Source organism: Rhodanobacter aciditrophus, assembly GCF_050026795.1.
GTDB lineage: Bacteria > Pseudomonadota > Gammaproteobacteria > Xanthomonadales > Rhodanobacteraceae > Rhodanobacter_A.
In genome coordinates this window covers 175,363-192,654 of the sequence record NZ_JALBWP010000010.1, presented here as the reverse complement: position 1 = coordinate 192,654, position 17,292 = coordinate 175,363, and the positions used below count along the sequence as shown (strand labels likewise).

Below are 17,292 nucleotides of genomic sequence, written 5' to 3'. Positions count from 1 at the left end.
GCCCATTCTACCCGAGCCTTCCGGCAGGGCTGCCGGACCTCGCCTGCTGTGCCAAGATCGCGCGCTGCAAGGTCAGCAAGGGGACATCCGATGAATTCCGTGGTCAGCCACGAAAACCGGTTCTGCGCCAACTGCGCCACGCCGCTCGTCGGCGAGTTCTGCCACGCCTGCGGGCAGTCGGTGCACAGCGTGCTGAAGCCGGTGCACCACATGACCGAGGAGGCGGTGGAAACCCTGCTGCACATCGACAGCCGCATCCTGCACACGCTGCCGGCGCTGTTCCTGAAGCCCGGATTCCTCACCCTGGAATACTTCGCCGGCCGCCGCGTGCGCTACATCGCGCCGTTCCGGCTGATGTTCGTGCTGTGCCTGCTCAGCTTCTTCGTGCTGCACCTGGCCACTTCGGAGGCGATCGACCACGGCCTGGTGCGGCACCAGCAGCAGGTGCTGCTCGACCGCGGCGCCGACTTTGCGCAAGCTTCCAGCGCGGACGAGGTGCGCAAGCTGCTCGACAGCAAGATCAACGCCCTCGATGCCGTGCAGACCCTGGGCAGCGACACGATGGCTGCGCAGGCGACCAGCGCGAAGCAGCGGCTGCGCGAAGCCGCGAACCGGCGACTGGCCGAGCTGCACGCTCCACCGCTGCCCGCAACGGCCGGCACCGCCCATGCGATCAACCGGAATGATGCGGCCAGCACGCCGATACAACCGGTACGGATCGCCTGGCTGCCCGATTTCGCCAACGCGCGGCTCACCGTCACCTTCCAGCACATCCGCGACAACTGGCATGCCTACCGGCACGGCGATGCGGTAGGCCGGCAGGCCGCCAAGGAGCGCGTGGTCAACGGCGTCTTCGGCAAGCTGCCGGGCGCCATGCTGGTGCTGGTGCCGATCTACGCGCTGCTGCTGAAGCTGTTCTACGTGTTCAAGCGGAGGCTCTACATGGAGCACCTGATCGTGGTGCTGCACAGCCAGGCCTTCCTGTTCCTGTGGCTGCTGCTGTGCACGTTGCTGGCCCTGCTGGCCGGCTGGCTGGAACCGCATGCGCTGTGGACGACGATCCCGCTGAACTGGCTGGAACGGATTCTGGTGCTGTGGGCCCCGCTCTATCTGCTGCTGATGCAGAAACGGATCTATCGGCAGGGCTGGCCGATGACGCTGCTGAAGTACTGGTGCATCGGCTGGTGCTATTTCTGGCTGCTCGGTTTTGTGCTGCTGTTCGCATTCGTGCTGGGCCTGGCGCACTGAACGCCACCATGCGCCTGGTCGCGCGACCGCGGTTTTGCACAGCGTCACGGGGCTGTCAAGACATGCCGTCCGGCTTGACCGCTCGCTGAACGCGCGCAGGGACGCAATCACAAGTCGTTGATACGGAAATTGTTTTTCACGTGACCAAAACATGTCCAGACTGTCGCGAAGGGCGCCGCCATGCGCTTCGGCGCCCCTCGTCCCCTCACCGTCCACAGACTTGTCCACAGGCATTGTGGATAAGCGGAAAAACCTGCGCGGCTGAGTGACTTGCACTCGACTCCTCGACCTGCGGGCAGCATGTATCCGCAAGCTTCGTCCCGCCTGCCGCTTGCGCGAAGAATGCGGTCCCGGCGCCACCGGCCCCACCGGTAAACTTGGCCACCATGATGCCCGCCGTCCTGCGCGTCGCCCTGCCGGTGCCCCTGCCCACCCTGTTCGACTACCTGCCGCCCGCGGCTGGCGGCGAGGCACGGCCCGGCGGCCGCGTACTGGTGCCGTTCGGTCGCGGCAAGGCGGTGGGTGTGGTGGTCGCCACCGGCGTCCCGCCCGCGGTGGGCACCGGCAGACTGAAGCGCGCGCTGCGCCTGCTGGACGACGCCCCCCTGCTCGATGCCGAGCTGATGCAGACCCTGGCCTGGGCGGCCGACTACTGGCTGGGCGCACCCGGCGAGGCCTATGCGAACGCACTGCCGCTGGCGTTGCGCGAGTCGAAACCGCTGCCACCGCTGGGTGAGGAATGCTGGTCGCTCACCGTGGCCGGGCGCAGCGCACTGGACGCCGGCAGCCGGCGTGGTGCCAGCCGCGCGCTGCTCGCCGAACTTGCCGCCGGCCGTCTGGGTGCCGCCGAACTGGACGCCTGCGTTCCCGGCTGGCGCGCGGCGGCGAGGCGGCTGCTCGGGGCCGGCCTCGTCGAGCGCGGCGAACGCACCGCCGGCGAGGCCGTCGCCACCCTCCCCGCGCCCCCGCTCAGCGAAGAACAGCAGAGGGCGGTGGAAACCGTGGCCGCCAGCTTCGGCTGTTACCAGCCCTTCCTGCTCGACGGCGTCACCGGCAGCGGCAAGACCGAGGTCTACCTTGCCCTGATCGAGCGCGCGCTGGCACAGGGCAGGCAATCGCTGCTGCTGATTCCCGAGATCGGCCTCGCGCCGCAGACCGTGCGCCGCCTGCGCGAGCGGCTCGGCGTGGCGGTGGCGGTCATCCATTCCAATCTCGCCGAGGGCGAACGCGCACGCGCCTGGCTGCGCGCACGCTCGGGCGAGGCCAGGGTGATCCTGGGCACCCGCTCGGCGGTGTTCACCCCGTTGCCGCATGCAGGCCTGGTCATCGTCGACGAGGAGCACGACGGCGCCTACAAGCAGCAGGAGGGCTTCCGCTACCACGCGCGCGACCTCGCCGTGGTGCGCGCCCGTGCACTGGGCGTGCCGGTGCTGCTGGGCTCGGGCACGCCGTCGCTGGAATCGCTGGCGAACGTGGAAGCCGGCCGCTATCGCGCGCTGCACCTGCGCGCCCGTCCCGGCGCCGTGCGGCCACCGCAGGTGCAGATCGTGGACATGCGCGCGCAGCGGCTGGAACACGGCCTCTCGCCCGCCCTGCTCGCCGCCGTGGCCGAGACGGTGGCGCGCGGCGAGCAGGCCCTGGTGTTCAAGAACCGCCGCGGTTATGCGCCGGCGCTGCTCTGCCACGCCTGCGGCTGGCACGCCGACTGCCCGCGCTGCGAACGCCCGCTGACCCTGCATGCGGTCCGGCGCGCGCTGGTCTGTCATCACTGCGACCATCACGGCCGCGTACCCGCCGCCTGCCCCGCCTGCGGCGCCGCCGAGCTGAAGCCGCAGGGCCAGGGCACCGAGCGGCTGGAGGAAGCGCTGGCGGCGCGCTTTCCCGACGTGCCGGTGTTGCGCATCGACCGCGAGACCACCCGCCGCCGCGACGCCTTCGAACACCTGCTCGACGGCCTGCGCGACGAGGCGAAGCCGGCGATCCTGGTGGGCACCCAGATGCTGGCCAAGGGCCACGACCTGCCCAACCTCACCCTGGTCGCCATCGCGGGCGTGGACGAGGGCCTGCTGAGCGTGGACTTCCGCGCCAGCGAACGGCTGGCGCAGCAGCTGGTGCAGGTGGCCGGACGCGCCGGACGCGCCACCAGGCCGGGCCGCGTGCTGCTGCAGACCCACCATCCGGATCATCCCCTGCTGCGCCAGCTGCTGGCACAGGGTTATGCCGCCGCTGCGCAGGGCCTGCTCGCCGAGCGGCGCCGGGGCGCGCTGCCGCCCTACGCCCACCAGGTGCTGCTGCGCGCCGAGGCGGCGCAGCGCGTGGCGGTCGACGCCTTCCTCGCCGAGGCCTGCGCCGCGCTGCCGCCGGAGCACGGCCTGCAGGTCGCCGGCCCGATGCCCGCGCCGATGCCGCTGCGCGCCGGCCGCCAGCGCGGCCAGCTGCTGCTGGAGGCCGCGAACCGCCGCGAACTGCACGCCGCGTTGCGCCCGTGGGCCACGCAACTGGCGCGCCTGCCCGCCGCGCGCAAGGTGCGCTGGTCGCTGGACGTGGACCCGATCGATCTCTATTGAATCCTTTCCGGAGTACCGCCATGCCCGACGCACCGCCCCACATCGTGATCCTCGGCGGCGGTTTCGCCGGACTCGCCGCCACCCGCGCGCTGGCCCGCGAGCGGGCGCGCATCACCCTGGTCGACCGGCACAACCATCACCTGTTCCAGCCGCTGCTGTACCAGGTCGCCACCGCGGGCCTGTCAGCGCCGTCGATCGCCGCGCCGCTTCGGCAGATCCTGCGCCGCCAGCGCAACGTCACCGTGCTGATGGACGAGGTTGCCGGCATCGACCTCGCGCAGCGCCGCGTGCAGCTCACCCGCGAACGGCTGGACTACGACTGGCTGCTGGTCGCCACTGGCGCCGCACACGCCTACTTCGGCCACGACGACTGGGCCGCCGACGCGCCGGGCCTGAAGTCGCTGGACGACGCACTGGCGATCCGCCGTCGCGTGCTCACCGCGTTCGAGCGCGCCGAGCAGGAGGACGATCCCGTCCTCCGCCAGGCCTGGCTCAACTTCGTGGTGGTCGGAGGCGGCGCCACCGGCGTGGAACTGGCCGGCACCCTTGCCGAGATCGCGCGCCACACGCTGGCCGGCGAGTTCCGCCGCGCCCGGCCGCGGGCAGCCAACATCCTGCTGGTGGAGGCGGGGCCGCGCGTGCTGGCCGCGTTCGATCCCGCGCTGTCGGCCAAGGCGCAGCGGCAGCTGGAGCACCTGGGCGTGCAGGTGCGCCTCGGCCAGGCGGTGACGGCGGTGGACGGCGCCGGCGTGACGCTAGGCGAGGAGCGCATCGCCGCGCGCACGGTTCTGTGGGCCGCGGGCGTGGCTGCCTCGCCACTGGGCCGCCACCTCGACGCGCCGCTGGACCGCGCCGGCCGCGTACTCGTGCAGCCTGACCTCGGCCTGCCCGGCCATCCCGAGGTGTTCGTGCTCGGCGACCTCGCCTGCGTGCAGCAGGACGGTCGCCCGGTGCCGGGCGTGGCACCCGCCGCCAAGCAGATGGGCCAGCACGCGGGCCGGCTGATCGCGGCACGCCTGCGTGGTGACGCACGCGCCATGCCGTTCCGCTACCGCGACGCGGGCGCGCTCGCCACCATCGGCCGCATGGCGGCGGTGGCCCAGTTCGGCCGGCTGCGGCTATCCGGCCTGCTCGCGTGGTGGGTGTGGCTGGGCGCGCACATCTGGTTCCTGATCGGCTTCCGCAACCGGCTGGTGGTGATGCTGGACTGGGCGATGGCGTACTGGACCCAGGCGCGGCACGCGCGAATCATCACCGGCGGGGAGAAAGACCAGGGCAAAACGATACCCCGGTAAACCTGTCTATCCCTCTCCAACTCTCACCGGCACGCAGGGGAGAGGGCAAACGAAACGGCCCGCCGAGGCGGGCCGTTCGGGATCACAGGTTCTGTCAAGGAGTGCGGCCATGGGCGGCCGCTTCCTGATCTTCGCGCCCAAGGGCGAGCGCACGCATCAAGCCGCGAACAGGCCGCGCATCTTCTTCATCGCGTTCGCCTCGACCTGGCGGATGCGTTCGGCGGAAACACCGTACTCGTCGGCCAGTTCCTGCAGCGTGGCCTTGTCCTCGTCCAGCCAGCGGCGCTGGATGATGTGGCGCGAACGCTCGTCCAGTTTCTCCATGGCGGTGGACAGCGTCGCCAGCTGGTTGTCCGACTGGTCGGCCTCGGCGACGTTGTCGTAGGGGTCGGCGCCTTCGTCGATGAGGAACGCCTCCGGCGCGGGCTTGGCATCGTCGTCGGCATCCGCCGGCGCCTCGAAGCCGATGTCGCGGCCGGACAGGCGTGACTCCATCTCGCGCACGGTCGCCTCCGGCACGCCCAGGTCCTGCGCCACCGCGCTCACCTCGGCCGCGTTCATCCAGCCCAGGCGCTTCTTGCTCTTGCGCAGGTTGAAGAACAGCTTGCGTTGCGCCTTGGTGGTGGCGACCTTCACGATGCGCCAGTTCTTCAGGATGAACTCGTGCATCTCGGCGCGGATCCAGTGCACCGCGAAGCTGACCAGGCGCACGCCCTGGTCGGGGTCGAAACGCTTCACCGCCTTCATCAGGCCGATGTTGCCTTCCTGGATCAGGTCGGCCAGCTGCAGGCCGTAGCCGGAGTAGCCGCGCGCCACGTGCACCACGAAGCGCAGGTGCGACATCACCAGCGTCCTGGCGGCGGAGAGATCCTCTTCCTCGTTGTAGCGGCGCGACAGGGCCTGTTCCTCGTCCTGGCTCAGCACCGGGATGCGGTGCACGGCCGAGATGTAGGCATCCAGGCTGCCGACCACGCTGGGCAGGGACATCTGGGTAGTCGCCAAGGCTTGGGACATGTGGAACCTCCGGACAAGAGCTTCAGGTTAGCACTCCGGTGGTTGGAGTGCTAAAGCCGTGGATAGTTCACGGCTTTTAATGAACCGTATCGTACAGAAATATGATCCGTTTGTCCATCCTGCCTCCGCGGGGTGGTGCAGGACATGGCCCGTTCGGCAGGGATTGGAAGCGGCCGGTGGACGCGTGGCTGCTCGTTCCTCGCGACCGGCCCGCTCACTACAATGCGGGGACATGCCACGCCGGAGGGGGAAGTTCACTTGATCGTCTGTGTACCCGATGTATTGACGGCCCAGGAGCTCGGTGCGATCCAGGCCGAGTTGCAGACCGCCCCCTTCGTCGATGGTTCCACCACGGCCGGCTGGTCGGCGCGCGGGGTGAAGAAGAACCAGCAGATCGACCCCAGCAGCGCGAGCTACGAGCGGCTGGCGGCCGTGGTGCGCGCCGCCTTCCAGCGCCATGCCTTGCTGCAGGCGTCGCTGCTGCCGGCGGCGACCACCCAGCCGCTGTTCAACCGCTACGCCGGCGGCATGGAGTACGGCGCGCACGTGGATGCCCCGGTGATGGGTGGCATGGGCAGCGCGGTGCGCACCGACATCGCGATCACGGTGTTCCTGTCCGATCCGCGCAGCTACGACGGCGGCGAACTGGTGACGCACGCCAGCGGCGGCATGGAATACAACTTCAAGCTGGATGCCGGCGCCGCCATTGCCTATCCGGCCAACACCCTGCACCACGTCAACCCGGTGACGCGCGGCGTGCGCGACGCGGCCATCATCTGGGTGCAGAGCCTGGTGCGCGACCCGGCGCGCCGCGAGCTGCTGTGGGACCTCGAAAGCGCCAAGCGCGACATCTTCGGCCGCGAGGGCAAGAGCCAGGCCTTCGACGCCGTCAGCCGCTCGCACGCGAACCTGCTGCGCATGTGGGCGGAAGTGGCCGGGTAGCGCCGGTTTCAGGCCCCCGACCTGACTTCCAGCCAGGCAGGCGCTGCGCCACGCACCGCCGCCCGACAGCCATGGCAGCGCGGCACAAGCGATGGGGAGGCCTTGAGCCGGCTCCGGTCAATCCCGCAGCGCGGCGCGCGGCGGCAGCGACCAGTCGATCGGCACCTGTCCGTGCGCTTCCAGATAGCGGTTGGCGGCGGAGAAGTGCCCGCAGCCGAGGAAGCCGCGATGGGCGGACAGCGGCGAGGGATGCACGCTCTTCAGCACGCAATGCTTGCGGCTGTCGATCAGCTGACCCTTGCGCTGGGCGTAGCTGCCCCAGAGCAGGAACACGAGGCCTTCGCGCTCGCGGTTCAGCGCATCGACGGCCGCGTCGGTGAAGCCCTCCCAGCCCTTGCCCTGGTGCGAGGCGGCCAGCCCGCGTTCGACCGTGAGCACCGCGTTGAGCAGCAGCACGCCGCGGTCGGCCCAGGGCGTGAGGCAACCGTGGTCGGGCGGCGCGATGCCGAGGTCGCGCTGGATCTCCTTGAAGATGTTCACCAGCGAGGGCGGCGCCGGCACGCCGGGGCGCACCGAGAAGCACAGCCCGTGCGCCTGGCCGGGGCCGTGGTACGGGTCCTGGCCGAGGATCACCACGCGTACCGCGTCGAACGGCGTGTGCGCGAACGCCGCGAAGATTTCCGGCCCCGGCGGATAGATCACCTTGCCGGCGCGTTTCTCCGCGCGGAGGAAATCGGCCAGCGCGCGCATCTCGGGGCGTTCCAGATAGGCGCCGATGCGCGCCTTCCACGAGGGCTCCAGCCGCACCTCGCTCATGCCGCCTCGCCGCGCTGGCGCAGGTGCCGCGCCACGCGCAGCTGGAACAGCAGCTTGGTGACCAGCAGCTTTTCCTCGACCGGCTTCTCCACCAGGTCGTTGGCGCCGGCCCTGATCAGTGCGGCCTGGTTTGCCGGGTTCTCGTCGCCGGTCATCACCAGCACCGGCAGCCGGCCCTTGCCGTAGCCGAAGTCCCTGCGGATGCGTTCGAGCAGGTCGCCGCCGGTGAGCTCACCCTTCAGGCTGACGTCGGTGAGCACCACGTCCGCGCCCACTTCGCCGCGCACCTTCGCGGTCTCCAGCAGCGCCAGCGCGTCCTCCACGCTGATCACGTGGTGCACCGTGAGGCCATACTTCTCCAGCATGCGGCGGGTGGCCAGCGCCACCACACGGCTGTCCTCCACGTACAGCACCTCGCCCTCGGCGCTGCCTTCGGGGCGCACGTAGCCGCGGATGAACTCGGCCAGCGCCTGGAAGCCCAGCGACTTGTCGAAGTAGTCGGTGACGTCCTCGCCCAGGGTACGGCGATGCAGGCGGTCGTCCACGTCGCCGGACACCACCACGATCGGCACATAGGTCTGCGGCGCGGATTCGCGCACGAAGCGCGCCAGTTCCAGCCCATCCATGTCGGGCAGGCGCAGCGCGATCGTGATGAAGTCGAACACGCCCTCGCCCAGCAGCTGCTGGGCCTCGCCGCCGCTGCCGCAGCCGACCACCTCCACGCCCGGCAGCTCGCTCTGCAGCACGCGGCCGATCAGTTGCCGCACCACCTTGGAACCATCGACCACCAGCACGCGTGGCGCCGTGCTGACCAATCGATTGCTGATACTCGTACTCATGCCCTGCCCGTTCGCCCCCCGATCCCTCGCTCAGGCAGCCTTGCGCAACTGCCACGCACTGACCAGCCGCGCCCCCAGCCAGCCCAGCGCCGCGGCGGCCAGCGGCACCGCCAGCAGCAGCCACGCCGGCAAGCCGCCGATGTGCAGCTTGCCATCATAGGCCTGGCTCAACCGTGCCACCGGTCCGCTCAGCGCGAATTCGATCGCCAGCGCCAGCAGCGCGGCGAGGATGCCGCTGAACAGGCCGTACCAGATGCCGGCATACAGGTAGGGCCGGCGCACGAAGGCGCCGCTGGCGCCCACCAGCAGCAGCACGCCGATCTCCTCGCTGCGGCTGGCGATGTCCACCCGCACCGTGTTGCCCACCACCAGCAGGGCGGCCAGCACCAGCATCAGCGCCAGCGCCGCCACCACGCGGTCGCCCACGCCAAGCAGCGCATCCAGCCGCTGCCGCCAGGTGCCGCTGTCCTGCACCTGGGCCACGCTGCGCATCTCGCGCATCTCGCTGGCCAATCGTTCCACGGTCGGCGCATCGAGGCCCGGCCTGGGCTGCACCATCAGCACATAGGGCAAGGGATTCTGATCCAGCGCGTCCAACGCGCCGGAGAAACCCTGCAGCTTCGCCAGCTCGTCCAGGCCCTGCTGCGGGGTCTTGACCGTCACTGAGGCCACGTCGGAACGATCGCGCAGCTGCTTGGCCAGCAACTGCGCCTGCGACTCGGCCTGGTCCGGCTGCAGGAACACGTTGATCGCCTGGTCCTGGCCCAGTGCCTTGCCCAGTTGCTGCACGTTGCCCAGCAGCAGGTAGAACGCCAGCGGCAGCGCCAGCGCCAGGCCCATCACCGCGATGGTGAGCAGGCTGCCCAGCGGGCGCGCGGCAAGCCGGCGCAGGCTGGCCGCGGCGCTCCAGCCGTGGTGCTCGCGCCAGCTTCCCATGCGCCGGGTGTGGCTGGGGCGGTTGTGGGCGGCGGCTTCTTCGCGGGGGGAAACGTCGACGGCCATGTCAGAGCACCTCCTCGGCGGCAAGGTCCGCCACCAGCCGGCCGTGGTCGAGCACCACCACGCGCTTGCGCATGCGCTTGATCAGCGGCAGGTCGTGGCTGGCGATCAGCACCGTGGTGCCCACCTGCTGGAACTCGGCGAACAGGCCCATGATCTCCACCGCCAGCTGCGGGTCGAGGTTGCCGGTGGGCTCGTCGGCGATCAGCAGCGAGGGCCGCGCCACGATCGCGCGGGCAATGCCCACGCGCTGCTGCTCGCCGGTGGACAGTGTGGCGGGCAGCTGGCGCTCGTACGAAAGCAGCCCCACCTTCTCCAGCGCCGCGCGCACCCGCCGGCCGCGTTCGACGCGCGCGATGCCGGCGATGGTGAGCGGCAACTCGACATTGGCGAACACCGTGCGGTCCATCAGCAGGCGATGGTCCTGGAACACCATGCCGATGCGCTGGCGCAGCCTGGGGATGCCGCGCCCGCGCACCTTGGCGAGGTTCTGGCCATCCACCGTGATGGTGCCGTGGCTCGGCCGCTCGATCACGCCGAGCAGCTTGAGCAGGGTGCTCTTGCCGGCGCCGGAGTGGCCGGTGACGAAGGCCATCTCGCCCGTGGGTATGGTGAAGGAAAGCTGCGAGAGCGCCTCATGGCCGCCCTCGTAATGCTTGCTCACCTGCTCGAACTGGATCACCGCGCGTCCCCGCCGCTGCCTGCCGACCGAGCGGAAAGGATACGGTATGCGGAGCGCAAGGTCGCCCCGCACACGCATGCGTGGCATGCCGCCGGTTCAGTACCGGCGGCCACGCTGCTCAGCGACCAGTGAACAGGCGGGTCAGCCGGCGGAACAGGCTGGGCTTGCCGGCGTGCGGATGCCCGCCGGCGGTGGCGGCCACCTGGCGCGAGGGGCGTGCGGCAGCCACCGCAGCCTCGGCCGGCGCGCGCTCGCGGGGGGCCCGCCGCTCGCCGCGCGGCGGGTGGCCGGCTTCTGCCGGCTTCGCCTGCGGCTGTCCCTGCACGGCGTTGGCTGCCACGTCGCCGCCCTCGCGGCGGCGGTTGCGGCCACCGCGTCGGCGGCGGCGCTTGCGCTCGCCTTCGGCGGTGCCGACGGCGGTGCCGCCCGGTGTCGGGGCAGCTTCCGGCACGGCTGCCGGTACGGTGGCCTCGACGGCGGTCTCCGCACGTGGCGCACGCGGCGGCCGCGACTCATGCCTGCGCCCTTCGCGCGGCGCGCGCTCGCCGCCACGCTCGCCACGGTGCGAACGTCCGCCCTTCTTGTCGTCGTGGCGCGACTCCACGTGGTCGCCGAACGCGGCGCTGTCGGCGGCGGCGTTGGCGGCGAACTCGGGATCGACCTCGCGCGGCTTGGGCATCACCAGCAGGTCTGGCTCGATCGCCGCCACCGGGATGCTCTGGCCGATGTAGGCCTCGATGTCGGGCAGGCTCATCGCGTACAGGTCGCAGGCGAAGCTGATCGCGTCGCCCTCGGCGCCGAGGCGCGCCGTGCGGCCGATGCGGTGCACGTAGTCCTCGGCGTCCTGCGGCAGGTCGTAGTTGAAGACGTGGCTCACCGCGGGGATGTGCAGGCCGCGCGCGGCCACGTCGGTGGCGACCAGGATGTCGAGCTGGCCGTCCTGGAAGCGCTGCAGCAGCTTCTGGCGCTTGAGCTGCGGCACGTCGCCGGAGATCGCGCCGACGCGGCAGCCATGCCGCTTCACGCGCTCGGTGACGCGCTCGGCGGCGGCCTTGGTGTTGACGAAGATGATGCTGCGCTTGGGCTGGTGCTTGTCGATCAGGTTGAGCAGCAGCGGCAGCTTCTCCTCCTTCGCGGGGAAGTACACCACCTGGCGCACCTTGTCGGCGGTGACGTTGTCGCTCTCCACCACCAGCTTCTCGGCGTTGTGCATGTGCTCGTAGGCCAGTTCCAGCACGCGGTGGCTCAGCGTGGCGGAGAACAGCAGCACCTGGCGCTGCTCGCGCGCCGGCAGGCGGCGGAAGATGTAGCGCACGTCCTTGATGAAGCCGAGGTCGAACATGCGGTCGGCCTCGTCGATCACCATCACCTCGACGCCGTTGAAGCCGAACACCTGCTGCTTGTAGTAGTCGAGCAGGCGTCCCGGCGTGGCGATGATGATGTCGCAGCCGTCGTGCAGTTGCTGGCGCTGCTTGTCGTAGTCCACGCCGCCGTAGATCAGCGCGGTGCGCAGCCCGGTGTAGCGACCGATGTTGCGGGCGTCCTTGTCGATCTGGATCGCCAGCTCGCGGGTGGGCGCGATCACCAGCGCGCGCGGGTCGCTGTCCTTGCGCTCGGCCACCGCCGGCTGGGTCAGCAGGCGGTTCATCAGCGCGACCAGGAAGGCACAGGTCTTGCCGGTGCCGGTCTGCGCCTGGCCGGCGACGTCGCGGCCGGTCAGCGCCACCGGCAGGGTCAGTTCCTGGATCGGCGTGCAGCGGGTGAAGCCGGCTTCGGCCAGGCCCTGCTGCAGCAGCGGATGTAGTTCGAAATTGGTGAAGAAGGTATCGGTGAGTACGGTTTGCGACATGGATGGAAACAGCCGGTGGGATGCGGGCACTGGCGTCAGGGCCGGCCCGGCTCCGCCGCCTGGTGGCGGGTGTGGAGCAGGTGGATGAGCGGCGCGTGGCGGCGCGGAACGCGCGCGGCGGCGGGCAAGGCCCGTCAGGCCGCAACGCGGGACCGCGCTGGGCGCCGAAACGGTGGCGGCGCAACCGGCAGTCCCGCTGGCATAGGCGAAAGGGCTCCTGCGAACCGCCTCGCCTATGTCAACGGAACCGTCCGTTGCCGCCCTTGAATCGCTTGAATCGCGCCCCGAGTTACGTTGCAATGGAGTGCATGGCCGTCATGGCCGCACCCCTCTTCCCGGTTCGATCCGCGCTTCATGGGCGCCCCAGTGTAGCCGATGCTGGCCGCGTGGTCGTCAAACCTTCCTTCCGCCCCTCTTTCGGAGATCCCGGTGAGCGACCTGATTACCCACGTGAGCGACGACGCCTTCGAGCAGGAAGTGCTGAAGTCCGAGACCCCGGTGCTGCTGGACTTCTGGGCCGAATGGTGCGGCCCGTGCAAGGCGATTGCGCCGATCCTCGACGAGCTGGCCGGCCAGTACCAAGGCAAGCTGCGCGTCGTGAAGATCAACATCGACCACAACCAGAAGACCCCCCGCACCTACGGCGTGCGCGGCATCCCCACCCTGATGGTGTTCAAGAACGGCAAGGTCGAGGCCACCCAGATCGGTGCCGTCAGCAAGGGCCAACTGACCCAGATGATCGACAAGGCGATCTGATCGCCGGTTTGTCGCCCGCCGTGCGCTTTACGGCCATGCACGGCGGGTGCTAGATTGCTTTCCGCGTCTGTCGGGATCCTCCTGATCCCCCTGCGCCCTCCCTGGCGCGACGCACACCTTCCCTCCTGTTTCCAACGGCGCCCCGCGAGGATTGCCCGTGTCCGATACCGATAGCATCACCCCGAACGACGCCGGCGGCGCCGAGAGCCCGTCCGAGTCGCGGCCGCGCGCACCGCGCCGCCAGTCCCGTGGCGCCAAGCCGGCCGCCAGCGAGGCGCCGGCCGAGACCAGCGGCACCGCGCCGGCCATCCCGGCCTTCGAGGCACCCGCACCCGCACCGGCCGTGCCCGCTGCGGAATCCGGCAGCGGCGCGCCCGAGCCGCGCGATCCCGGCCAGGCGCAGAACCCGCAGGGGCAGGGCCAGAACAACGGCAATCGCAACGAGCGCGAAGGCCGCGGCCGGCGCCGCCGTCACGAGCGCAACCAGCAGCGCCAGCAAGGCGGTGGTGGTGGCGGCAGCAATCCCAATCCGCGGTACAACAACCCGCACGGCTTGCCGGTGGACGACGACAACGCCGACCCGGGCAGCGACGATCGCCTGATCAACCTCACCGAACTCAAGCGGATGAAGGCGCCGCAGCTGCTGGCCTTCGCCGAGTCGCTGGGTATCCGCGAAGGCGTGGCGCGTGCGCGCCGCCAGGACGTGATCTTCAACGTGCTCAAGGCGCACGCCCGCTCGGGCGGCGGCATCTGGGCCGAGGGCGTGCTGGAGATCCTGCAGGACGGCTTCGGCTTCATGCGCTCGGCGGACGAGTCTTACCTGGCCGGCCCCGATGACATCTACGTCAGCCCCAGCCAGATCCGCCGCTTCAACCTGCGCACAGGCGACTACATCACCGGGCGCGTGCGCCACCCCAAGGAAGGCGAGCGCTACTTCGCGATGCTGCGCGTGGACGACATCAACGGCGACCCGCCGGAGGCGTCCAAGAACAAGATGCTGTTCGAGAACCTCACCCCGCTGTTCCCGCGCAAGGTGTTCAAGCTGGAGCGCGGCAACGGTTCGAGCGAGGACATCACCGGCCGCATCCTCGACCTGGTCGCGCCGATCGGCCGCGGCCAGCGCGGCCTCATCGTCTCGCAGCCGAAGTCCGGCAAGACGATGATGCTGCAGAACATCGCCCAGGCGATCCAGTACAACCACCCTGACGCGCACCTGATCATCCTGCTGGTGGACGAGCGCCCGGAGGAAGTGACCGAGATCGCCCGCACCGTGCGCGCCGAGGTGATCAGCTCCACCTTCGACGAACCGGCCGTGCGCCACGTGCAGGTCGCCGAGATGGTGATCGAGCGCGCCAAGCGCCTGGTCGAGCACAAGCGCGACGTGGTGATCCTGCTCGACTCGATCACCCGCCTGGCCCGCGCCTACAACACCGTGGTGCCGAGCTCCGGCAAGGTGCTCACCGGCGGCGTGGACGCGAACGCGCTGCAGCGCCCGAAGCGCTTCTTCGGCGCCGCGCGCAACGTGGAGGAAGGCGGCAGCCTGACCATCGTCGCCACCGCGCTGATCGATACCGGCAGCAAGATGGACGAGGTGATCTACGAGGAGTTCAAGGGCACCGGCAACATGGAAGTGCACCTGTCACGCCGCATTGCCGAGAAGCGCGTCTACCCCGCGATCGACATCAACCGCTCCGGCACCCGCCGCGAGGATCTGCTGATCGAGCCGGACATGCTGGCCAAGATCTGGATCCTGCGGAAGCTGCTGCACCCGATGGACGAGCTGGCCGCGATGGAGTTCATGCTCGACAAGATGAAGAACACCAAGTCCAACGACGAGTTCTTCAACTCGATGAAGCGCTGAGGGCTCACCCTACCGCGATCATCATCGGCAAGGCCGGCCATGCGCCGGCCTTGTCGTTTCCGCTTGCCGCAGCTTGCGGCAGGCTCCATGCTTGCGACGCCTGATGCGAGGAGACACGGAATGCTTGCTCGTCTCGTCTTGATCGCCTGTGCATTATGCGTGCTGCAGTCGGCCATCGCCGAGGAATCGGTGGCCGCCGCCCGCAGGGCCAACCCCTGCCGGCAGGCGCTGCCCACGATCCGCGAACTCTGGCAGCACGATCTCTACGATGCTCCTGCCGCCGCAGCCTCGGTGGTCGTCGACGCCATCGACGGCAAGCTGCCGCAGGTCCGCCTGGACCTTGCCGCGCTGCCGCCGGGCGAGCAGGCGCACTGGCGCCAGGTCGCCATGCTCACCGCGGCCAATGCCTACCGCCCCGCAGTGGTCGATGGCCTGCTGAACGATGGCGCCGCCGTGGATGGCATGGCGCGGCTTCCGCCACTCAAAAGCCGCTTCGCGCGTCAGATCGAAAACGGCATGGCGCAAGATCCGCGCATCGGCCCACGCGCAGTGAAGGTACTCAAGAGCGCCGGTGTCATGCGCAACGACGGAAACCTGGTCGGCCCCGCCCTGGTGTCCGCGGTCGGTTGCGACGACGCGGCCACGCTCGACGTACTGCTGCGCCACCATGCCGACGTCATGGCTCGCCAGAGGCGGGGTACGCCCAGCGGGGCCTTGCTAGTGGCCATCATCAACGGCAATGCCCTCATCGCGAGTCGACTGCTCGACCATGGCGCGGACGTCTGCGCGGAAGACCGTCTCATCCGCAAACCCGGTGCCGCGCTGGCCAGCATCGCCCACCGCCGGCACCTGCCCGACGCGCTGGTGCAGCGGCTGGCCTGCCACGCACCGGCTGTCCACTGACGGGCCGCCGCCGCAGCCAGCTGTACTGCTCCGTACAAAATTTTCCGTCAACCCCTTTTCGCGGCGGCACGGCGCCTCCATAGTCGGTGCTTCCCACTGCGAGGCCGTCCCCGTGTCCATCCCCAGTGCCGTCAAGAGCACGCCCATCGAGGGGCGGCAGCAGCTGATCGACTACCTCGCCGCCGGCGAGAAGCCGCGCGAAGCCTGGCGCATCGGCACCGAGCACGAGAAGTTCGGCTTCCGCACCGACGACCTGAAGCCGCCGCCGTTCGAGGGCGAGCGCGGCATCCGTGCGCTGCTGGAAGGCATTGCCTCCCGCCATGGCTGGGAGATCGCCCGCGAGGGCGAGACGCCCGTGGCACTCACGCGCAGCAAGGCCAACATCACGCTGGAACCCGCCGGCCAGCTGGAGCTTTCCGGCGCGCCGCTGGAGACCATCCACCAGACCTGTTGCGAGGTGAACAGCCACCTGGAGGAAGTGCGCTCGGTCGCCGACGGGCTCGGGCTCGGCTTCCTCGGCATGGGTTTCCAGCCGAAATGGCGGCGCGACGAGATGCCGTGGATGCCCAAGGGCCGCTACCGGATCATGCGCGAATACATGCCCAAGGTCGGCAATCTGGGTCTGGACATGATGACGCGCACCTGCACCGTGCAGGTGAATCTGGATTTCTCCAGCGAAGCGGACATGGTGAAGAAGTTCCGTGTCGGCCTCGCGCTGCAGCCGATCGCCACCGCCCTGTTCGCCGACTCGCCGTTCACCGATGGGCGTCCGAACGGCTATCTCTCCTACCGTTCGCACGTGTGGGAAGACACCGACGCCGACCGCACCGGCATGCTGGACTTCGTGTTCGCCGACGGCTTCGGCTACGAGCGCTACGTGGACTACGCGCTGGGCGTGCCGATGTACTTCAGCTACCAGGATGGCCGCTACATCGACCTCGCCGGCCAGGATTTCAGGCGCTTCATGGCCGGCGAACTGGCCGCACTGCCGGATGTGAAGGCCACCATGAAGGATTGGGCCGACCACCTCACCACCGCCTTCCCCGAGGTGCGGCTCAAGCAGTACCTGGAGATGCGCGGCGCCGACGGCGGCCCGTGGAACCGCCTGTGCGCGCTGCCCGCGCTATGGGTCGGCCTGCTCTACGACGACGAGGCGCTGGACGCGGCCTGGGACCTGGTCAAGGATTTCTCCATGGCCGAGCGCCATGCCCTGCGCAACGGCGTACCGAGGCACGCGTTGAAATTGCCGTTCCGCCACGGCACGGTGCGCGAGCTCGCCCACGAAGCGTTGAAGATCGCCGCCCACGGCCTCGCGCGCCGCGCCAGGCTCAACCGCAACGACGCCGACGAGCGCATCTATCTCGAACCCCTGATCGAGATCGTCGAGGCCAACCAGACACCGGCCGAACGCAAGCTGGAGCTGTACCACGGCACATGGGGCGGCAGCGTGGACCCGGTGTTCAGGGAATTCGCGTACTGATCGCCCATGAAAAAGGCCGGCGATGCCGGCCTTTTTCATGG

The 17,292-nt window shown here is 69.7% G+C and carries 14 protein-coding genes; 8 read left to right on the top strand and 6 right to left on the bottom strand.

The annotated features are described in order from the left end of the window. Positions 1-90: 90 nt before the first annotated feature. The 3 genes from ACQGNW_RS05830 to ACQGNW_RS05820 all read left to right on the top strand — a co-directional run bounded on the left by ACQGNW_RS05830 (position 91) and on the right by ACQGNW_RS05820 (position 5,110). On the top strand, positions 91-1,248 hold the full coding sequence (locus ACQGNW_RS05830) for a DUF3667 domain-containing protein (RefSeq protein ID WP_426662185.1): 1,158 nt from the start codon (positions 91-93) through the stop codon (positions 1,246-1,248). Positions 1,249-1,637: 389 nt separating this feature from the next. Next, positions 1,638-3,815, top strand: coding sequence for a primosomal protein N' (locus ACQGNW_RS05825; protein ID WP_426662726.1), 2,178 nt, complete (start codon positions 1,638-1,640; stop codon positions 3,813-3,815). Positions 3,816-3,835: 20 nt separating this feature from the next. Then, positions 3,836-5,110: an NAD(P)/FAD-dependent oxidoreductase gene (locus tag ACQGNW_RS05820; protein ID WP_426662184.1), complete on the top strand. Its 1,275-nt coding sequence runs from the start codon at positions 3,836-3,838 to the stop codon at positions 5,108-5,110. A 156-nt stretch (positions 5,111-5,266) separates the two neighbouring features. Here ACQGNW_RS05820 and rpoH read toward each other — a convergent pair whose 3' ends face one another. Further along, on the bottom strand, positions 5,267-6,124 hold the full coding sequence (gene rpoH / locus ACQGNW_RS05815; RefSeq protein WP_426662183.1) for an RNA polymerase sigma factor RpoH: 858 nt from the start codon (positions 6,122-6,124) through the stop codon (positions 5,267-5,269). A 258-nt stretch (positions 6,125-6,382) separates the two neighbouring features. On the opposite strand from rpoH, the gene ACQGNW_RS05810 reads away from it, so the two are divergent. Beyond that, positions 6,383-7,066: a Fe2+-dependent dioxygenase gene (locus tag ACQGNW_RS05810; RefSeq protein WP_426662182.1), complete on the top strand. Its 684-nt coding sequence runs from the start codon at positions 6,383-6,385 to the stop codon at positions 7,064-7,066. A gap of 117 nt (positions 7,067-7,183) precedes the next feature. On the opposite strand, the gene ung is transcribed toward ACQGNW_RS05810, so the two are convergent. The 5 genes from ung to ACQGNW_RS05785 all read right to left on the bottom strand — a co-directional run bounded on the left by ung (position 7,184) and on the right by ACQGNW_RS05785 (position 12,251). Then, positions 7,184-7,882, bottom strand: coding sequence for a uracil-DNA glycosylase (gene ung, locus ACQGNW_RS05805; RefSeq protein WP_426662181.1), 699 nt, complete (start codon positions 7,880-7,882; stop codon positions 7,184-7,186). After that, on the bottom strand, positions 7,879-8,721 hold the full coding sequence (locus ACQGNW_RS05800; RefSeq protein WP_426662180.1) for a response regulator: 843 nt from the start codon (positions 8,719-8,721) through the stop codon (positions 7,879-7,881). The genes ung and ACQGNW_RS05800 overlap by 4 nt, the downstream gene beginning before the upstream one ends. 30 nt (positions 8,722-8,751) lie before the next feature. After that, complete coding sequence (gene ftsX, locus ACQGNW_RS05795; protein ID WP_426662725.1) at positions 8,752-9,657, bottom strand: permease-like cell division protein FtsX; 906 nt, start codon at positions 9,655-9,657, stop codon at positions 8,752-8,754. Between the two features lie 67 nt (positions 9,658-9,724). Then, positions 9,725-10,402 (bottom strand): cell division ATP-binding protein FtsE, encoded by a 678-nt coding sequence (ftsE, locus tag ACQGNW_RS05790; RefSeq protein ID WP_426662724.1) that lies wholly within the window; start codon positions 10,400-10,402, stop codon positions 9,725-9,727. A gap of 118 nt (positions 10,403-10,520) precedes the next feature. After that, complete coding sequence (locus ACQGNW_RS05785; protein ID WP_426662179.1) at positions 10,521-12,251, bottom strand: DEAD/DEAH box helicase; 1,731 nt, start codon at positions 12,249-12,251, stop codon at positions 10,521-10,523. A 429-nt stretch (positions 12,252-12,680) separates the two neighbouring features. Here ACQGNW_RS05785 and trxA point away from each other — a divergent pair, with 429 nt between their 5' ends. The 4 genes from trxA (at position 12,681) to ACQGNW_RS05765 (ending at position 17,251) form a co-directional block, all read left to right on the top strand. Then, positions 12,681-13,007 carry a thioredoxin TrxA gene (trxA, locus tag ACQGNW_RS05780; RefSeq protein WP_426662178.1) on the top strand — a complete coding sequence of 109 codons (327 nt, stop codon included), beginning with the start codon at positions 12,681-12,683 and terminating at the stop codon, positions 13,005-13,007. A gap of 157 nt (positions 13,008-13,164) precedes the next feature. After that, the gene (gene rho, locus ACQGNW_RS05775; protein WP_426662177.1) at positions 13,165-14,868 is read left to right on the top strand and encodes a transcription termination factor Rho; all 1,704 of its coding nucleotides are present in this window, start codon (positions 13,165-13,167) and stop codon (positions 14,866-14,868) included. A gap of 120 nt (positions 14,869-14,988) precedes the next feature. Further along, positions 14,989-15,771 (top strand): ankyrin repeat domain-containing protein, encoded by a 783-nt coding sequence (locus ACQGNW_RS05770; RefSeq protein ID WP_426662176.1) that lies wholly within the window; start codon positions 14,989-14,991, stop codon positions 15,769-15,771. A gap of 112 nt (positions 15,772-15,883) precedes the next feature. Beyond that, positions 15,884-17,251: a glutamate--cysteine ligase gene (locus ACQGNW_RS05765; protein ID WP_426662175.1), complete on the top strand. Its 1,368-nt coding sequence runs from the start codon at positions 15,884-15,886 to the stop codon at positions 17,249-17,251. Positions 17,252-17,292: the final 41 nt, after the last annotated feature.